This window comes from Sorangium sp. So ce1014 (genome assembly GCF_051521505.1).
GTDB lineage: Bacteria > Myxococcota_A > Polyangia > Polyangiales > Polyangiaceae > Sorangium.
The window spans coordinates 1,132,614-1,148,791 of the sequence record NZ_CP150356.1; the positions used below are offsets into that span (position 1 = coordinate 1,132,614).

General features: G+C 68.5%; 15 protein-coding genes. 9 read left to right on the forward strand and 6 right to left on the reverse strand.

All coding sequences use genetic code 11. The features are described 5' to 3' along the window. Nucleotides 1-57: 57 nt before the first annotated feature. From tnpC to tnpA, 3 genes are read right to left on the reverse strand one after another with little or no spacing between them, the layout of a single operon-like run. The gene (gene tnpC, locus WME75_RS04350; protein ID WP_437486725.1) at nucleotides 58-1,734 is read right to left on the reverse strand and encodes an IS66 family transposase; all 1,677 of its coding nucleotides are present in this window, start codon (nucleotides 1,732-1,734) and stop codon (nucleotides 58-60) included. Continuing rightward, on the reverse strand, nucleotides 1,731-2,153 hold the full coding sequence (gene tnpB / locus WME75_RS04355; RefSeq protein WP_437486727.1) for an IS66 family insertion sequence element accessory protein TnpB: 423 nt from the start codon (nucleotides 2,151-2,153) through the stop codon (nucleotides 1,731-1,733). The genes tnpC and tnpB overlap by 4 nt, the downstream gene beginning before the upstream one ends. Next, complete coding sequence (gene tnpA, locus WME75_RS04360; RefSeq protein ID WP_437476348.1) at nucleotides 2,147-2,485, reverse strand: IS66 family insertion sequence element accessory protein TnpA; 339 nt, start codon at nucleotides 2,483-2,485, stop codon at nucleotides 2,147-2,149. Before tnpA ends, tnpB begins: the two co-directional genes overlap by 7 nt. Before the next feature lie 1,762 nt (nucleotides 2,486-4,247). On the opposite strand from tnpA, the gene WME75_RS04365 reads away from it, so the two are divergent. From WME75_RS04365 to WME75_RS04380, 4 genes are all read left to right on the forward strand, one after another. After that, nucleotides 4,248-5,024 (forward strand): SIMPL domain-containing protein, encoded by a 777-nt coding sequence (locus tag WME75_RS04365; RefSeq protein ID WP_437486729.1) that lies wholly within the window; start codon nucleotides 4,248-4,250, stop codon nucleotides 5,022-5,024. Between the two features lie 169 nt (nucleotides 5,025-5,193). After that, complete coding sequence (locus WME75_RS04370) at nucleotides 5,194-6,033, forward strand: inositol oxygenase family protein (RefSeq protein WP_437486731.1); 840 nt, start codon at nucleotides 5,194-5,196, stop codon at nucleotides 6,031-6,033. A gap of 329 nt (nucleotides 6,034-6,362) precedes the next feature. Further along, complete coding sequence (locus WME75_RS04375; RefSeq protein WP_437486733.1) at nucleotides 6,363-7,688, forward strand: endo-1,4-beta-xylanase; 1,326 nt, start codon at nucleotides 6,363-6,365, stop codon at nucleotides 7,686-7,688. Nucleotides 7,689-7,944: 256 nt separating this feature from the next. Next, a complete protein-coding gene (locus WME75_RS04380; protein ID WP_437486735.1) occupies nucleotides 7,945-8,577 on the forward strand; it encodes a MarC family protein in 633 nt (210 codons plus the stop codon). A 19-nt stretch (nucleotides 8,578-8,596) separates the two neighbouring features. Here the strand turns inward: WME75_RS04380 and WME75_RS04385 are convergent, their stop codons facing one another. Next, nucleotides 8,597-9,475 (reverse strand): NmrA family NAD(P)-binding protein, encoded by an 879-nt coding sequence (locus WME75_RS04385; protein WP_437486737.1) that lies wholly within the window; start codon nucleotides 9,473-9,475, stop codon nucleotides 8,597-8,599. Beyond that, on the reverse strand, nucleotides 9,472-9,927 hold the full coding sequence (locus WME75_RS04390) for a nuclear transport factor 2 family protein (RefSeq protein WP_437486738.1): 456 nt from the start codon (nucleotides 9,925-9,927) through the stop codon (nucleotides 9,472-9,474). The genes WME75_RS04385 and WME75_RS04390 overlap by 4 nt, the downstream gene beginning before the upstream one ends. 136 nt (nucleotides 9,928-10,063) lie before the next feature. On the opposite strand from WME75_RS04390, the gene WME75_RS04395 reads away from it, so the two are divergent. The 5 genes from WME75_RS04395 to WME75_RS04415 all read left to right on the forward strand — a co-directional run bounded on the left by WME75_RS04395 (nucleotide 10,064) and on the right by WME75_RS04415 (nucleotide 15,295). Continuing rightward, entirely contained in the window at nucleotides 10,064-11,020 is a 957-nt protein-coding gene (locus WME75_RS04395; RefSeq protein ID WP_437486740.1) for a helix-turn-helix domain-containing protein, read from the forward strand. Next, entirely contained in the window at nucleotides 11,017-12,690 is a 1,674-nt protein-coding gene (locus tag WME75_RS04400) for a right-handed parallel beta-helix repeat-containing protein (RefSeq protein ID WP_437486742.1), read from the forward strand. The genes WME75_RS04395 and WME75_RS04400 overlap by 4 nt, the downstream gene beginning before the upstream one ends. 123 nt (nucleotides 12,691-12,813) lie before the next feature. Further along, the gene (locus WME75_RS04405; protein ID WP_437494741.1) at nucleotides 12,814-13,146 is read left to right on the forward strand and encodes an SDR family NAD(P)-dependent oxidoreductase; all 333 of its coding nucleotides are present in this window, start codon (nucleotides 12,814-12,816) and stop codon (nucleotides 13,144-13,146) included. 23 nt (nucleotides 13,147-13,169) lie between these two features. After that, nucleotides 13,170-13,343 carry an SDR family oxidoreductase gene (locus WME75_RS04410; RefSeq protein ID WP_437486744.1) on the forward strand — a complete coding sequence of 58 codons (174 nt, stop codon included), beginning with the start codon at nucleotides 13,170-13,172 and terminating at the stop codon, nucleotides 13,341-13,343. Between the two features lie 911 nt (nucleotides 13,344-14,254). Continuing rightward, nucleotides 14,255-15,295 (forward strand): nucleotide kinase domain-containing protein, encoded by a 1,041-nt coding sequence (locus WME75_RS04415; RefSeq protein ID WP_437486746.1) that lies wholly within the window; start codon nucleotides 14,255-14,257, stop codon nucleotides 15,293-15,295. Nucleotides 15,296-15,462: 167 nt separating this feature from the next. On the opposite strand, the gene WME75_RS04420 is transcribed toward WME75_RS04415, so the two are convergent. Next, nucleotides 15,463-16,047, reverse strand: a complete 585-nt coding sequence (locus WME75_RS04420; RefSeq protein WP_437486748.1) for a 4'-phosphopantetheinyl transferase family protein — start codon at nucleotides 16,045-16,047, stop codon at nucleotides 15,463-15,465. Nucleotides 16,048-16,178 lie beyond the last annotated feature (131 nt).

Sequence of the window (16,178 nt, forward strand, 5' to 3'; positions counted from 1 at the left end):
GCCGGCGAGAAGCTTTCCCCCCGGACCCCCGGCGGCGAGGATTGAGGTCCGCGTCGTTCAGGACGCGTCGGCGTCGCCGGCGGCCGGAGCCGCGAGCGACGCTCGCGCCCACGCGTCGGGCAGCAGCTCGTCCAGCCGTTCGCGCGGCCAGCCCGCCTGCAGCTTGCCGATCACCTCCGTCGCCCAGGCGAGCGGGTTGACTCCGTGCATCCGGCACGAGCCAAATACGGTGTAGCCGACGGCGAGGCGTTCAGCTCCCTTGTCCGAGCCCGCGAACAAGTAGTTTTTCCTTCCGAGCGCCACACATCTTATCCGCCGTTCGACTTCACCGTTGTCGATCTCGAAGCGCCCATCCGTGAAGCAGCGCCGCCACGCTGCCTCCTGGTTGATGGCGTACAGCGTCGCGACGTATAGCGGCGTACTTGGCACGAGCCGCAGGTGCAGATCGTGAATCCACTTATAGAGCTCCTCGAGCACGGGGAGCGACAGCGCCTGCCGGCGCGTCAGGCGTGCCTCCGCGGACAGCGCCTCAGCTTTGCAGGCAGCTTCGATGCGGTAGATGGCCTTGAAGTACGCAAGCGCCACAGCGGCTCGCTCGTCGCCGCCCTTCGCCGCCTTCTCGAACTTCGCGCGGATGTGCATTCCACAGCCGAGCCGGCGCTCCTCGGGCACGATCACCTCGCCACCGTCGTCTCCGCGCAACATCGCGCCGTACCCTGCATAACCATCGCCCTGCAGGTAGCCGGTGAAGCCCTGCAGCTGGGCAGCCGGATGCTTCGCCCTCCAGTCGGGTGCGTACAGGAAGGCGACGAGCTCAGCCCCGACAAAGGCCCAGATGTGCCCTCGCTTCACCCCCGCTGGATGATCCTGATCCAGCACGCGCATCCCGGTGTCATCGGCGCGCAGGTAGCATGCGCCCAGCACGCGCTCCTGGATCCTCTTGGCCACCGAGGCGAGCACATCGAGTGCGAACGCCGACCACTCACCCAGCGTCGACGGCGACAGCGACACGCCGAAGCGGGCATACTGCTGCGCTTGCCGATACAGCGGCATCGCGTCCTCGAACTTCTCGACGATGATGCTCGCGAGCAGCCCCGGCCCCGGGCGACCCCGATCCATCACCTTCTCGCTGTCCGCCGTCGTCACCCCCTGCTCGGGACAGCGCGGACAGGCGAGCTTCTCCCTCTGCTCCTCGATGACCCGGAACTGTGCAGGGACGAACTCGAGAACTTCGCTCGTACGGTGACCGATGCACTTTTTGTCCGCGCCGCACTGCGGGCACTTCCGCTCGGCTTCGGCGACGGGCACAACGCGCGTCTCGCGCGGCAGGTGTGCGGGAAGCGGCGCGCGCCCACGCCGTCCTCGCGGCGGCTTCGGCGGCTCAGGAGGTTGCGGCACCAGCCCCTGCCCCGGCTGCTCAGGAGCCTCCGCGCCAGGGTCTGACGAGGGCGCGCAGTCACCGCCCCCCTGCGGCGTCTGGGCGCCGAGCTCGGCGAACAGCAGCATCAGCTGCTCGGTAGAGACCTTCTGGCTCTTGCGGCCGTACAGCTCACGCAGCGCGCTCGCGAGCCTCGCCGACAGCGCGGTGTTCTTGTCGCGCAGCTGGAGCAGAAGCCCGAGTACCAGCTCGATGAGCGCCGCGACCTGCCCGTCGGCCGCGAGCTGCTCGAGCTTGCGTCGCACATCGGCCAGATCGGCGGGGAGCTGTGCTTGGGACGGAGGGGGACTGCTCACGTGGCGCGTTGGATATCTATCCCGCGCGCATCCATCAAGCGTTGCTTCGACGCGTCGAAATTTCTCACGCCGGGCCTCCAGCGCTTGCGCCGTACGGCCTGCGACAGGTCGATGCCTTCGAGCATCAGCGACAGCTCGGCCGCCTCGACCTCAATGTGGGTCGCTCCCTTGGGCAGGCCGCGGGCAAGGTGGAATCGGCCGCGGGCGAGTTTCTTCGCCACAATCACGTAGCCAGTGCGGTCCCAGAATAAGACTCGCACCTGGTCGCCTCGCCGATTCCTGAACACGAACAGATGGCCGCAGAGCGGATCGGCTCCGAAGCACTGAGCGACCAGTACCGACAGGCCATCAAAGCTCTTGCGCAGGTCGGTAGGCTCGGCCGCGACGTACACGCGCACCGACGGCGGCAGCGTCAGCACGGCACCTCCTCGGCAGCGAGCGCCAGCACGCGCTCGAGCGTGGCCGGGTCGAAGCCCGGCCGAACGCGGACCACCCGCCCGTTGGGCAGCGCGATCTCGATCGGCTCCGACGCGACCGGCGATGCGTCGGTCACCACGTGTACCGGCAGGAAGCGCGGCGTTTCCGCCAGCGACGACGGCGCCGGCTGCGCGGGCCCATCAGCCCGCAGCTTCCAGCGCCACCAGTACAGCTGCTTGGGCTTGTAGCCCTCGCGGCGCGCGAACTTCTCGGCACTCAGCCCGCTCCGCTCCCATCGACCCACCCGCTCGGCCCACTCCATTCTCGTCGCCATCGCTTCCTCCTTCGTCGCGATGGGAACAGGTAACCGACGCCACGCGGACGGTCACGATGCCCTTGGCCGGGCGCTTACGTTTCCGTGGCCCCGTCGCTATGACATGGGTCCGGCGGCTGTCGAAGGTGGAGGCGCGGGACGAGCCACGGCATGAGGTGTCCATCAATCCTGCAGGCCAACGATTTGGTCTACCAGCTCGCCTTGCAGGCCGTGCAGGGAGAGGAAAAACCGCAGTAGCAGGTACCCATATACTTGACAGCCCTGCATTTTCCGCCTCCAGCAGTACACGTGCAAGTTGCACAATCACCTCCACCGCCGCCCCCTGGCCCGCCCCCCTCGGTGCCCGGATGCTCAACACGTTCCGGCCGAATGAAGTGAGCACCAGGGCCATTGTTGATGCCACGCCTCGGCACATTGGCAGTGTTCCAGCAGATCTGACTAGCTGGCCAGTTTGCCGTCTCTCCTGTAACTGCATCTTGAACTTCTAAAATATCACCGTCGCCATCCTGAACCGCCTCGGACAGACAGGCGACGCCCACGACGGACAGCCATGCAGCAGAGACCAATGTCGCCACCGAGTGAATGAGTCGCATACAGTTCCTCCCACCAAATGGGTACGCACCACATACTATGCCGAATTTCTCATGTCGAACAACATTCCTATGTAATAAACGAGGGCGGTACACCGCGCCAAAACGACGCAGCGGACGCCGTGTGACCTCCGTGTGCCCCGACGTTAGGGCACGGGGCTCCACGAGAGGGATCGAGAGGGTACGAGAGGAATCGAGCCCTCGATGGCCTCTGACACCGTTCCGAGGCCTCCGACGCGGCATCTGCCGTATCTCGCGCGCATCTGGGCCTCAGCTTCAGCTCCGGGTTCGATTCCCGGTGCCTCCACCAAGAAGACACGGCGAGAGCTGTGTCTTTTTTCTTTGTGTGCCCTGCGTGTGACCTGACAGATTGCAACGACGCTAGATTTGCGGCGGACCGGCGCAAACGGGACACCACCGGCGGTGGGCTCGGCAGGTGACATCAGGGCACGGGACTCCACGGAGCTCCACGGCGGGCAGCAGCCCAGCGCGGCCGGTCCCGGATCCGCGTCGGCGTGCTGGCGTGCTGGCGCAGCCCGGAACCGAGCGAGCGGCATCTAAAGCGCGGGGGTGCAGGCGGTCGGTGGGATCCCAGCCGACCAGCCCCTATTTTTGCCGGCGGCGCGGCCTGGCCCGACGGGGAGTTCTTGACCCGGTGACCGTAACTCCATTGACACGCTGCTACCCTCGCCAGGCGGCCGCGGAGCTCCTCCCACGTGTCCGGTCGCACCGCTACGATCGGCAAGTGCAGGAGCCAGCAGGGTTGACGTTGCCCGCGTTGCCTCGTGGGACCGTTGCAGGTGTGTACGACGCGCGGGCGTGCGCCCGTGCGGCTCACGTCGCGCGACGCCTGCGTCGACGCTCACCGCCTGGGGTCGGAAGTTCCCCGCAGCGCCGCGCGGTCGACATCGCCAGCGACAACCGCATCCCGCCGGGCACGTCGCGGTGACCTCGCACGGCTTCGCCCTGCGCGGGCGAGCGCGTAATGACCCGCTTTCATGAAATGCTGGATCTCCGTTCGATGATTCGATCGGACACCGTACACCTCCTCGCCTTCTGCGCGTCCCGTGAAACCTGGCGGCGCGCAGGCGGCCGTCAATGGCGCGTCCGCTGCCGGGGCCCTGTGCTTCCTTATGCGTCCGCCTTAGATTCTCCGCGGAATGGAGGGACCCATGACGAATACGACAAGACTCTTCGCCTTGCTCGCGACCTGCGTGATATCCGCCGTCTCCGCGCCCGCGCTCGCGCTGGGGGGCGCGGGTACGCAGGCGGCAAATGTGGAGAATGCGGCCGCATCTCGGCTCCTGACGGTCGCTGGACACGGGGAGGTGATGCTGAACCCGGATTCACTGCGCACGAGCATCTCGATCCGGGTGCGGGCGGAGACGCTGGCGCAGGCGCGCGCGGAGGCCGGGAGCAAGACGCGGGCGGTGATCGCGGCGCTGGAGGGCCTCGGGATCCAGGCATTGCAGGTCCGGACCGTGGAGATCGCCGTGACGCCGATCCCGGAACGCCAGAGGCCGGGGGACGACACGCCGCCCCGGATCATCGGCTACGAGGCGGAGAGCAGGCTCTCGGTCGCCCTGCGCGACGTCACCGTCAAGGAGCTGCGCGCCCACGGCTCGCGTATCCTCGATACGGCGCTCGCCGCGGGCGCCAATGTCGTCGGCGGGGTCGATTTCTTCCTGAGCAAGCCGCGGGAGGCGCACAGGCTGGCGCTCGCCGCGGCCGTGCGCGACGCGCGGGAGAACGCAAAGGTGGTGGCCGGCGCGGCGAACGTCACGGTGAGCGGGCTCCGCACGATCAAGACCGTGGCCGCGGAGAGCTACGGATACGCGCAGAAGGCCATGATGGCCGACGCCATGGAGACGGTGAACGGCTTCCCGGTCGAGCCCGGGGAGATCCGCGTGACCACCCAGGTGACGGCGAGCTTCCTGTTCACGAAATGACCCGGCTCGAGGCGCTGTCCTGGATGTGAGCGCCAGCGCATCGGCCCGCTCGCAACCCGCGCGGTGCCACCCGCCTGCGCCGCGGCGCCGCGGCGCCGCGAGGGCCCTGCCGCTGGCGCCTGGCGCCTGGCACTGGCGCTGGACAGGGGCGTACGCTATGGCCGGAGCGATGGGCGAGCAGCGTGAGAAGACGTCAGGCGTGGAGGGGAGCGCCGCGCGCGGAGAGGCGGGAAAGACGGAAGCGTCGGCGTTCCGCGATTACCGCGCCGAGGCGCGGCCGAGCGTGAAGGAGTTTTACCGGCTGAACCACGAGGGGCAGACGCTCGCCTTCGTCCAGGAGAAAGAGCGGCAGTACCTCGGGCTCGACCGGCGCAGGATGGGCATGTGGGAGGTGCTCGAGCTGCTCGATCAGGTGGTCGACGACAGCGATCCGGACACGGAGCTGTCGCAGATCGCGCATGCGCTCCAGTCCGCGGAGGCGGCGCGGCGGGACGGGCAGCCGCGGTGGTTCGTGCTGACCGCGCTCATCCACGACGCCGGGAAGATCCTGTGCACGTGGGGCGAGCCGCAGTGGGCCGTGGTGGGCGACACCTTCCCGGTGGGCTGCGCCTTCTCGGACCGGATCGTCTTCCCCGAGCTCTTCGCGCGGAACCCGGACATGGCGAACCCGGCGTACCAGACGCCGTGCGGGATCTACGAGGAGGGCGCGGGGCTCTCCCGGGTGCACATGTCGTGGGGGCACGACGAGTATCTGTATCATGTGGTGAAGGACCACCTGCCGCTCGAGGCGCTCACCATGATCCGATATCACTCGTTCTACGCGGCGCACCGCGAGGGCGCGTACGGGCACCTGATGAACGAGCAAGATCGGCGGCTGATGGAGTGGGTGCGGCGGTTCAACCCGTACGATCTGTACTCGAAGGCCGACGCCCCGCCGGACGTGGAGCGGCTCAAGCCGTTCTACAAGGATCTCATCGCCGAGCTCCTGCCGGCCGAGCTCCGCTGGTGAGGGCACCTGTCGCGCTTGCTGGCGGCTGCTCGAGCGGGCGGCAGGCGCGCTCCAGGAGCAGGGCGAGTCAGGTGTGGGGAGCCCTACTGATTCGCCCTCCGACGCACGTTGTTGCCACAGCGAAATTATAAATTAAGCGTGGAATTTTCCCGGAGACACATATCCCTACAAGCCCGCATCGTGAAGCTGTAGGCTGGGGTGATGGCGGCCGATCGACTGCCGCTTCGGACCCCCTCGGGGGCTGCCCGTGCGCGGTGTGGCCGCGGCGATGATCAGGGCACGCCTTCGCGGGATTTATGGCAGGGATTTTCCCTTCGGAGGATGCAAGCATGAGGTCAACACCCCTTACCCTTCTACTCTCGGCATTCCTGTGCGCTACCGGCTGTTCGGACGGCGGTGGCGACGGGGGAGGGGAGACCGGCGGCGCGGGCACGACGGGCGCGACAGGCGGCACGACAGGCGGCACGGGGGGCGCGACGAGCGGCACTTCGGGTGGCACGACGAGCGGCACGGGTGGCGCGACGAGCAGCTCGGCCGGCACGGGCGGCGGCGGCACGGGTGGCGCGACGAGCAGCTCGGCCGGCACGGGCGGCGGCGGCACGGGCGGCGGTGGCACGGGCACGGGCGGCGGCGGCACGGCGGCCAGAGTTCCTGCTGCAAGCGCCGCCACCATGAGGGAGGCCGGTGAGAAGGCGAACCCCCCGATCCTGATCGGCGCGGCCATCTCGGGCTCCGGCCTCGGTGATAACAACTACAAGCGCGTCGCTGCTGCTGAGCACAACTACGTGACAGCAGAGAACGAGATGAAGTGGAACGCGCTGGAGCCCAACGCGGGGCAGTTCAGCTGGGGCGCCGCGGACAACATCGTGAACTGGGCGCGTGACAACAACATGAAGGTCAAGGGCCACACCCTGGTGTGGCACAACCAGTTGCCGGGGTGGGCGAACTCCCTGAGCGGGAAGGCAGCGGTAGAACAGGCCATCCGCAGGCACATCGAAGGCGTGATGGGGCACTTCAAGGACCGGGTCAAAGACTGGGACGTGGTCAACGAAGCGGTCCTGACCGACAGCGACACCGGCGTCGGCAATCCCCGCATGCGACCCTCGGTGTTCCAGAACGCCCTGGGCGCGGAGTTCATCGACCTCGCCTTCAAGATCGCGAGAGAGCAAGACCCTACCGCCAAGCTCTATTATAACGATTACAGCATCGATGCGCTCAATGAAAAGGCCGACTTTGTCTACGAGATGATCAAGGGGATGGTCGAGCGCGGGGTCCCGATCGACGGCGTCGGGTTCCAGATGCACATCGGCCCACCGAACAACAAAGCCGGTGGAGCGGACGTGGCGGCGAACTTCAAGCGCTTCACCGATCTGGGCCTGGAAGTGCTGATCTCCGAGATGGACATCAACCGTTGCGGCGGTCAGGTCTCCGCAGAGGAACAGCTCACGTTCTATCACGACATCGTCGAGGCCTGCTTCGTGCTGCCCAAGTGCGTCGGCATCACCTTCTGGGGGGTCAACGACGGCAGGTCGTGGCTCAACAGCTGGAGCGGGGCGCTGTGCAACGGGCAGAGCTCTCAGTCTCTGCTCTTCAATGACCAGTATCAGAAGAAGGAGACCTACAACAAGGTGCTGGACGCCCTGCTGGGCCGCTAGGGTCCTCCTCGCGCCGCGGGCGGCGATGGCCCGGTCACCGGCACAGGTCGCCCGCCCGCTCTCCTCTCCTTGCTCCCCGTTGCTCCCCGCCCTCGCGCAGCGAAGCTGCCTGGCGGCCGCCCGCCGTCACGTCGGCCGCCGCAGCTCCGCTGACTCGACACCGCAGATCCATCCCTGGGCGACGCGGCGCTAGCGCGACCCTCGACGATGTGGGAGATGCGCCTGGCCCGCGGGGTCCGCGACGCGTCCGGTGAGCATGGCCCATTACGTCTCGGTCTTCCTCATGTCGCTGTCGGCGATCTTCTTCGTCGTGGATCCGATCGGCATCGTGCCGCTGTTCCTGACGATGACGGCGGGCGATCCGCCGGAGAAGGTGCGGCGCACGGCGCTCCGGGCGTGCGCCGTCGCCGGCGGGCTCATGCTCTTCTTCGCCGTCTTCGGCGGCGTCATCTTCAAGGTCTTCGGCGTCTCGCTGGCCGCGTTCCGGATCGCAGGGGGCCTCTTGCTGCTCATCACGGCGCTCGACATGCTGCGCGCCCGCTCCTCGGCGACGCGCACCACCCCGTCCGAGGAGCAGGAGGGCATCGCGAAGGAGGACGTGGCGCTCGTGCCGCTGGCCATGCCGCTCCTGGCCGGGCCGGGCGCCATCGCCACGGTGATGGTGCTGATGTCGCGCGGGGGCGGCGACCCCGTGGCCATGGCGCTCGTGCTCGCCAGCGTGGCCATCACCTTCGTGGCCTCCTACCTCGTGCTGCGCGGCGCGGGGCTTGTGCAGCGGGCGCTCAAGGCGTCCGGCGTGGCCGTGCTCGAGCGCGTCATGGGCCTCATCCTGGCGGCCATCGCGGTGCAGTTCATGGCCGACGGCGTGAAGGAGCTCTGGCGCGGGTGACGGCCCGCGCCGCGCGGATTCACGTGAAGGCGTGCGCGTGGGCGCGCGCGAAGTCGCGGAAGGCGCGCGGCGCGCGGCCGGTCACGCGCTGCACGACGTCGGTGACGCGGTCCTCGGCGCCGTCGCGGATGGCGAGGTCGAGCCGCACGAGGAACGCGGCGTACGGCGCGGGCACCCCCGCCTTCACGAGGTGCGCGCGGGCGGCGTCCTCGTCGACGCGGACGTGGCGTATCGTCCGGCCGGCGATCTCGGACACGATGGCCGCCACGTCATCGTAGCTGAGCGCCTCCGGGCCGGTGATGACGTGCGACGCGTTGTGGGGCGCCTCGTCGAGGAGCGCGCGCGCGGCGACCTCCGCGATGTCGCCGGCGTCGACGAAGCCGACGCGGCCGCCGCCCGTCGCGGTCGTGAGCTCGCCGGGCCCGGCGATCCCCGCCCTGTGCCAGTGGCGCGGATCGATGAAGTTCTGCATGAACCATGAGGGCTGAAGGACGGTCCACTCCGGCGCGCGCTCGCGGAGCGCGCGGTGGACGAGGCCGATCCCGGGGCTCCCCTCCGGCACGGCCGACGAGCTGAGCAGCACGAAGCGGCGCGCTCCGCCCGCGAGCGCCCGCTCGATGAAGGCCACCATGAGCGCCGAGGGCTCCTCGACCATCGCGGGCGCCACGAGGTACGCGCGCTCGACGCCGCGGAGCGCCTCCTCGTGCGTCGTCGGGTCGGCCCAGTCGAAGCGCGCGTGCTCGACGCCCTCGCGCGCGTCCGCGTCGCGCGCCGTCCGGCTCGCGATGCGGACGCGCGCGCCGGCGGCCTCGAGCCGCGCGGCGATGGCTCGCCCGGTGGTGCCCGTCCCGCCGGTGAGCAGGACGCGCGGCCCGCCGCTCCGTGCGCGCGCGCTCACGACGCCGCCTCGCGATGCGCGGCGAGCGCGCCGCCGAAGGTCTCGAGCACGGGCGCCGGATTCCAGTACTCGCGGTACCGCACGATCTTGCCGTCTCGCGTGGTGACGACCATCACGTAGTCCTGCTCGTAGCGTTTGCCCGTGGGCAGGAGGGTCGCCGAGCCGTGCACCTCGGCGAGCGCGACGTCGGGGTCGGTCGTCGGATACCGCCGCACGTCGCGGAGCGACAGGTCGCGGAAGCTCTCGAGAATGCCCTCGAAATGGCGCCGGATGGCCGGCTTGCCCTCGAATCGGCCCGGCACGCCGACCGCGGACGCATACGGGAACTCCACGATGGCGTCGTCGGCGAAGAGGGCGAGCCACCCCTCGATGTCGCTGCCGATGAGGTCGAGGTGGGCGTCGAGCGCCTGCGCGGCGTCGAGCGGGCGGGGGTGCGGCAGAGCGGGAGTCATACAAGGCCTCTTTCTTTCGTTGTGACGAGGTCAGCGTAGCGAGGCCGCGATCACCGCGCGTCCAGCTCCACGATCCGCGCGTCCACGGCGCGCGCCGCTGGCGGGGCCGGGCGCGTGCGGTACAGTCGATCGCACCATGTCTGCCGCGTTCGACGAGCTGGCCCGGAGCGTCGCGCTCCGGGAGACCGAGGTGATGCGCTTCGCGCTCGGCGATCGCTGGGGCAAGCGGCAGCCGGCGCGGCGCGCGTCCGCCCGGGTGTACGCGGCGAGGAGCGGCGGCGGATGGATCGACGTGGCGCGGCGGCGGCTCGCGCTCGGCGCGGGAGAGCTCGTGTTCCTCCCGCGGGCCGACGAGCACGCCATCCGGGATCGGCCGACGACGTCGCTCGCGCACCCGGAGGCCGTCTGTCGCGGGATGCACGCCGTGGCCGAGGGCGCCCTGGCGACCGAGGGGCCGCCGGAGGCGCAGCTCGTCATCGTCGACCTGCACCTCGACGCGGCGGACGCCCCGTGGATCGCGCTGCTGCCGCCTGTCGTGCACGTCACGGGGGCGACGCCGGGGCTCGCGCGCTGGCTCAACGAGACGCTCGCGCTGCTCGCGGGCGCGCCGGAGCTGTCGCCGGCGCTGCGCCGCTCGGTCGGCGAGACGTGGGCGCACGCGCTGTTCGCGATCGCGCTGCGCGACCCGGCGGCGTCGCTGCCGCGGGCGGAGGCGCTCCGGGACGAGCCGATCGCGGCCGCGCTCGCGCGGGTGCGCGCCTCGCCCGAGCGCGCGTGGGAGCTCGGGGATCTCGCGCGAAAGGCCGGCCTCTCGCGCTCGGCGTTCGCTGCGCGGGCGACGGCGCTCCTCGGCGAGCCGCTCGGCCACCACGTGCGCCGGCTGCGCCTCTCGCGCGCCGCGGTGCTGCTCGGCGAGACGACGCTCCCCGTGAAGCTCGTCGCCGCCCGCGTCGGCTACGACAGCGAGCCCGCGTTCGCCCGCGCCTTCGCGCGCGCCCACGGCGTGAGCCCCATCGCCTACCGGCAGGCGAGGCGGCGGGACGGCGACGCGCTCGCGACGAGGCGGCCTGAGCGCGTAGTCTCCATCGCATGAGGCAAAGCGCGAGGCTAGGGGCGCTGCTCGTCGCGATGGCGGCGTGCGGCGGCGATGACGCGACATCCACGGGCGGAGCCTCCTCGCCGGGCGCGGGCGGGGCCGGCGCGGGCACCGGGGCCGGCGCGGCCACCGGGGCCGGCGGGGAGGCGCCGGGCGTCCCGGCCTACGGGCGCTTCGGCCAGGCCGGGACCACCTTCACGCTGCCGGCGCCGACCCCCAACGAGGGGGAGCGCCCCGAGATCGCGTATCCCGAGCTGGCCAAGGCGTTCCCGGAGGTCGACTGGAGCGCGCTCGACCGGCTCTACATCCCGGCGGGTGACTACCGGAGCATCCTGCTCGGCGGCCTGCCCGAGCGCAGCGCGGAGCGCCCGCTCGTCATCACGAATCTCGGCGGCCAGGTCAAGGTCGGCGGAGACGCCGCCAACTACGTGTTCGTGCTGAAGGGCGGGAAGGGCTGGATCCTGACCGGCCGCCACGATCCCGTCTCGAAGACCGGCCATGAGGGGTTCAGGGGGCACGCCGAGGGCGGGTTCGCCCACAGCCAGGGGACGTACGGTATCTTCATCGACGACGGGTTCAGCAAAGAGGGCCTGTCGGGGCTGGCCATCGGCGGCGGGGCGTCGGATTTCGAGCTGGATACCCTCGAGGTCGCGCGCGTCGAGTTCGCCGGGGTCATCGCCAAGACCGACGACGACGGGCAGGCCACGATGCGCAACGTGAAGATCCACGACCTGTACGTGCACGACGTCGGATCCGAGGGCATCTACTTCGGCAGCACCCAGGCGCAGCCGCAGCACGCGTTCGAGCGCCTCGAGGTGTACGATAACCGCTTCCTCCGCACCGGCACCGAGGCGCTGCAGGTCGGCCAGCTCGGCTCGGACTGCGAGATTCACCACAACGTCCTCGGGCCCGGGGCGGTCCGCTGGCGGTCGGCGTTCGACCATTACCAGGACGGCAACGTGCAGTTCGGCCAGCGCTACGGCAGCTCCAGCTTCCACCACAACATCGTGATCGGGACGGGCGACCTCTTCGTCGAGCTGTTCCCGACGCGCGTGGACCAGGACCCGCGCTCGCCCGGGGACACGATCTCGTTCACGGACAACTACTTCGCCGACACGTCGCTCACCGGCGTGTACACGCACGCGGTGGACACCGGCGCCACGATACGCTTCGAGCGCAACGTGTTCCTGGGGTTCCACTTCAACTACGATGAGGTGTATCCCGACACGGAGGTGCCGGTGCAGGTCTTCGGCGTGGGCAGCAACGCGCCCAATCCGCACCTCCTGACGGACAACCGGGTGGACGGGCCTTATCCGTTCATCAAGTGGCTCTTCGACAGCGTGACGGCCGAGGACAACCCGACGGTCGCGGTGCCGCGGGTGCGCTTCCGCGACTTCATGGCGGGCGCCATCGACGAGAACACCCGTCGCCTGGAGTGGTGGACCGACCGCGCGACGCTCAGCCCGGACGAGCGCGCCGTGGTGTACCCGAAGGGCTTCCACGTCCTCCACCAGGGCGCGCTCTACGAGGCGATCGACGAAAACCAGGGCAAGCAGCCCGACCAGCACCCCGACGTGTGGCGCGCGCTGCCGCCCCCCGCGGACGACGTCCGGCTGAGCGCCGACTCGCCGCACCAGGGCCTCGGCCTCCGCTGGCCGCCGCCGTAGAGCGCCAGGCGGACTGAAACCGCCGAGGAGGGCAGACATTCGAACTTCCAATGCGCCAAGGACGCCAGCAAGAGATCCATCTAGACCTTGGCGCCCTGGCGGTTCATTGCTCCGTGGAGCGACGTGATCGGCGCTCCGGGGTGCGACCTCCGTCTTCATCACCGGCCGGCGAATGGCCGAGCTGGAAGCAGCGGCGGCGCAGATCGGCAGGAACGCCATCACCGTCCAGGGCCACGTCTCCAAGGGCGTGCTGCTCACCGTGCAGAAGGCGCTGCCGCTAATGAAAGGCGCGGGTCGATCATCCGCAACGCGTCGATCTCCTCGAGCCAGGGCAAGCCCGGGCTCAGCGTCTACTGCGCGTCGAAGGCGGCCGTGCGATCCTTCACACGCACCTGGTCGGTCGATCTGAAGGGCCGCAACATCCGCGTGAATGCCACAGCCCCGGCGTCATCGTGACGCCGGCGTAGAGCGCTTCGGGGATGACCGACGAGCAAATCGATCAATTGAAGGCCAGCACGGCCGACGCGGCGCCGCTCGGCCGTGCTGGGACACCCGATGAGATCGCCAAGGCTGTCGTCTTCTTGGCCTCCGAGGACAGCAGCTATATCACTAACATCGAGCTCTTCGTCCACGGTGGTTCGGCCCAGATCTGACCTCGGTGTACCAGGCGCGCATCCCGAGTCGGCGGTTGGCGCGCTCCTGGTGAACTCCCTCACCGTCAGGGAAGAGGCCCAAGGACGAATTTGCGATGGCGAACCGTCGCGATCCGTGGGTTCCGTCGGACTTCCGGGAAGCGTGACGACGGATCGCACTCCCTCGGAAGGCATTGTCCCAACCCCGGGCCCAAGCGACGAGCCCCGGGCCAAGGGAGCTCGAACTCGCGCCGACCGATCCGTCGCCTCGGGCGGCCGTGGTCGCCTCGCTAGCCACCACCTGGAGCCGCACAGTCGCGCGCGCGGATCAGGTGGCAGCCGGGGTCGTTCACGAGGCAGTCGGTCGGCTGCTCGGTCTGCCGGCGGCACCGGAGGAGCGCGCAAGCTCGCGCCGGTAGTCGGACCCGCCGTTCGCGTCGAGTCGCCGCTGGAGCCTTGCTGGTACGGGAGCGGCCCTCGCGGAGAGAATGGGCAGGACGTCGCCTGGGGCAAGGCGGAGCGGGCCAGAAGGCGGAGAGTAGGCACTCAGCCATCCTCATGGGCGCGATCCCTTGCGGCCCTCGCCGGGGTCGACGATGCTGGGCGCGGGGAGGCGTCCGCCATGGCACGGGTGGACCCGGGCGGGCATGGAAGGGGCCCGGCGAGGTGCTGTCCTCCGGCGTCGAAGATCGAGGTTGGCGTCGCCCAGGACGCCCGTTGGCTCAAGGTCGCGCGGAACTGCTGCTACAGCCGCGTCTAACTGGGCCGCCTACCCACGCACAGGCAGGTGCGGCCGTAGCAGTGGCCCCTAGCATGCTGTACCGTAGCGGTCAAGGTGGACTGCGAGATCGACGGCCGCGACGTACCGACCAAGGCTTCAGTAGGCGACAGAAACCATCGGCGAAACGGTCAGGAAGATGTACGCTGCACGCATGGATAGCATCGCCAAAGTCCCGGCCGGAAGCGGACGGACGCTCCAGCCCACGCCGGTCTACGAGACGTACTGGCTGTTCGCGCACGCGAGACAGGCCGTCTTCCACCGGCGCGCCCGGGCCGAGCCCCCGCCTTGGACTGATGACCCGATCCTGGCCAGCTATCGCTTCACGAATGTTTATAGGGCAGCCGATCGCGTGAGTCAGTTCCTGATTCGAAACGTTCTATACACAGGCGATCAAGCTGAAGAGGAGGTCTTCTTTCGATGCCTGGTATTTAAGATCTTCAACCGGATCGACACTTGGGAGCACCTGGAAGCCAATCTCGAAAAAGTGAGTTGGCGGGGGTACGAGTTTGAGAAGTACGCGAACCTGCTCGATCAGCAATTGGAACGGGGGAACAGTATTTACTCGGGCGCCTATATCATGCCGTCTCCACCGTTCGGAAACCAACGGAAGCACCGCAACCATCTCCGATTGCTCGAGCGAATGATGGAGGATCGAGTGCCTAGCAAAATTGCTAAGGCGGACTCGCTTGAGGGTGTCTTCAACCTACTGCTGACCTACCCCTCGCTGGGCCCGTTCTTAGCCTTCCAGTTTGCGATCGACATCAACTATAGCGATGTTTGTTCCTTCTCAGAAATGGATTTTGTGGTCGCCGGCCCCGGAGCGCGCGATGGAATTCGAAAGTGCTTTGTGGATTCCGCCGGACTGACTGACGAGGATATTATACGAGTTGTGACGGAACGCGCCGCTGTAGAATTTGAGCGGCGGGGGCTTGCTTTTGAAGATCTTTGGGGCCGACCCCTTCAACTCATCGACTGTCAGAACCTATTTTGCGAGGTCGACAAGTATGCGCGTGTTGCTCACCCGAAATGCTCGGGCGCCTCGGGACGCACCCGCATCAAGCAGCGATTTGTCGCCGCAAGTCGCCCGCTGCCGCAATGGTATCCGCCGAAATGGCACATTGTCTCCCCGCCGTCTATGGCCGCCGCTCGCGCAGCAACTCGACGTCACGTGCAGTTGACGCTCATGTCCTAGGCGGCGAGCGCAACTGATGTTCGCGGGCATTAGGGCGGCCGTGCTGAATCCACGCACGGCAGCGATGCGCGGCACTCCCTCACCGTTGCAGGCCGTCGAGGCATGTTGTTCGACAATTGTGTGTGTTCATAGCAGTGAACAGGACTTCGGCTTGGAGACCCGCGAACTCAGGTGCACGGCTCACGAAGCGCCGCCGCGAGCACCCAGTCGCCATCCAGCAAGATGGCCGTCCTTACGACCGAGTGCCGGGTGAGCAGTTTTACTGCCGGCATGAGCCACACCTGTTGGGTGACCGTCGCGAGTTCTACGTCGATATCGTCGAACTCGAGGTCCACCTGGTCCTTGGTTTCCAACGCCTTGTAAATCGCCTCTTTAATGGAAAAGTGAGCAGTCACGTACTGTGCGACTGGAATATCGGTGCACTCGCGCAGACGCGAGCGCTCTGCCTCCGTCAGTACTTTCCGCTCGAGGGAAGCATCGCGTTCGCTGATGCACTCCACGTCGACTCCGAGGCCTCCCGTCAGCTGCGCCGCCAACGCGACAACCACCGCGTCCTTGTGGCTCACTGAGCCGGCCAAGCCTTCGGGTAGGACAGCCGCACCCGAGTCTGTGCACAGCATCGGCGGCCGCATCGTCGAGAAACGAGCCATCGCCTTCGCTAGACAGAGGCGCCCCCCGAGCCATTCGCTGCGGCGCGAAGACGAGGGGAGAGCGTTCGCGTACGCCTGCTCATCCACGGCGAGCGACGCCACGAGCTCGTCCGGTGCCCTCCCTGGGCAGAGCGCAGCGACGAGTACCCCGAATGGACAACCAGCGACCTCAGCCGTGGTCCAGTGCGGACGAGGACCGCCGACGATCATGGGCGAGGGGACACGGATCACGC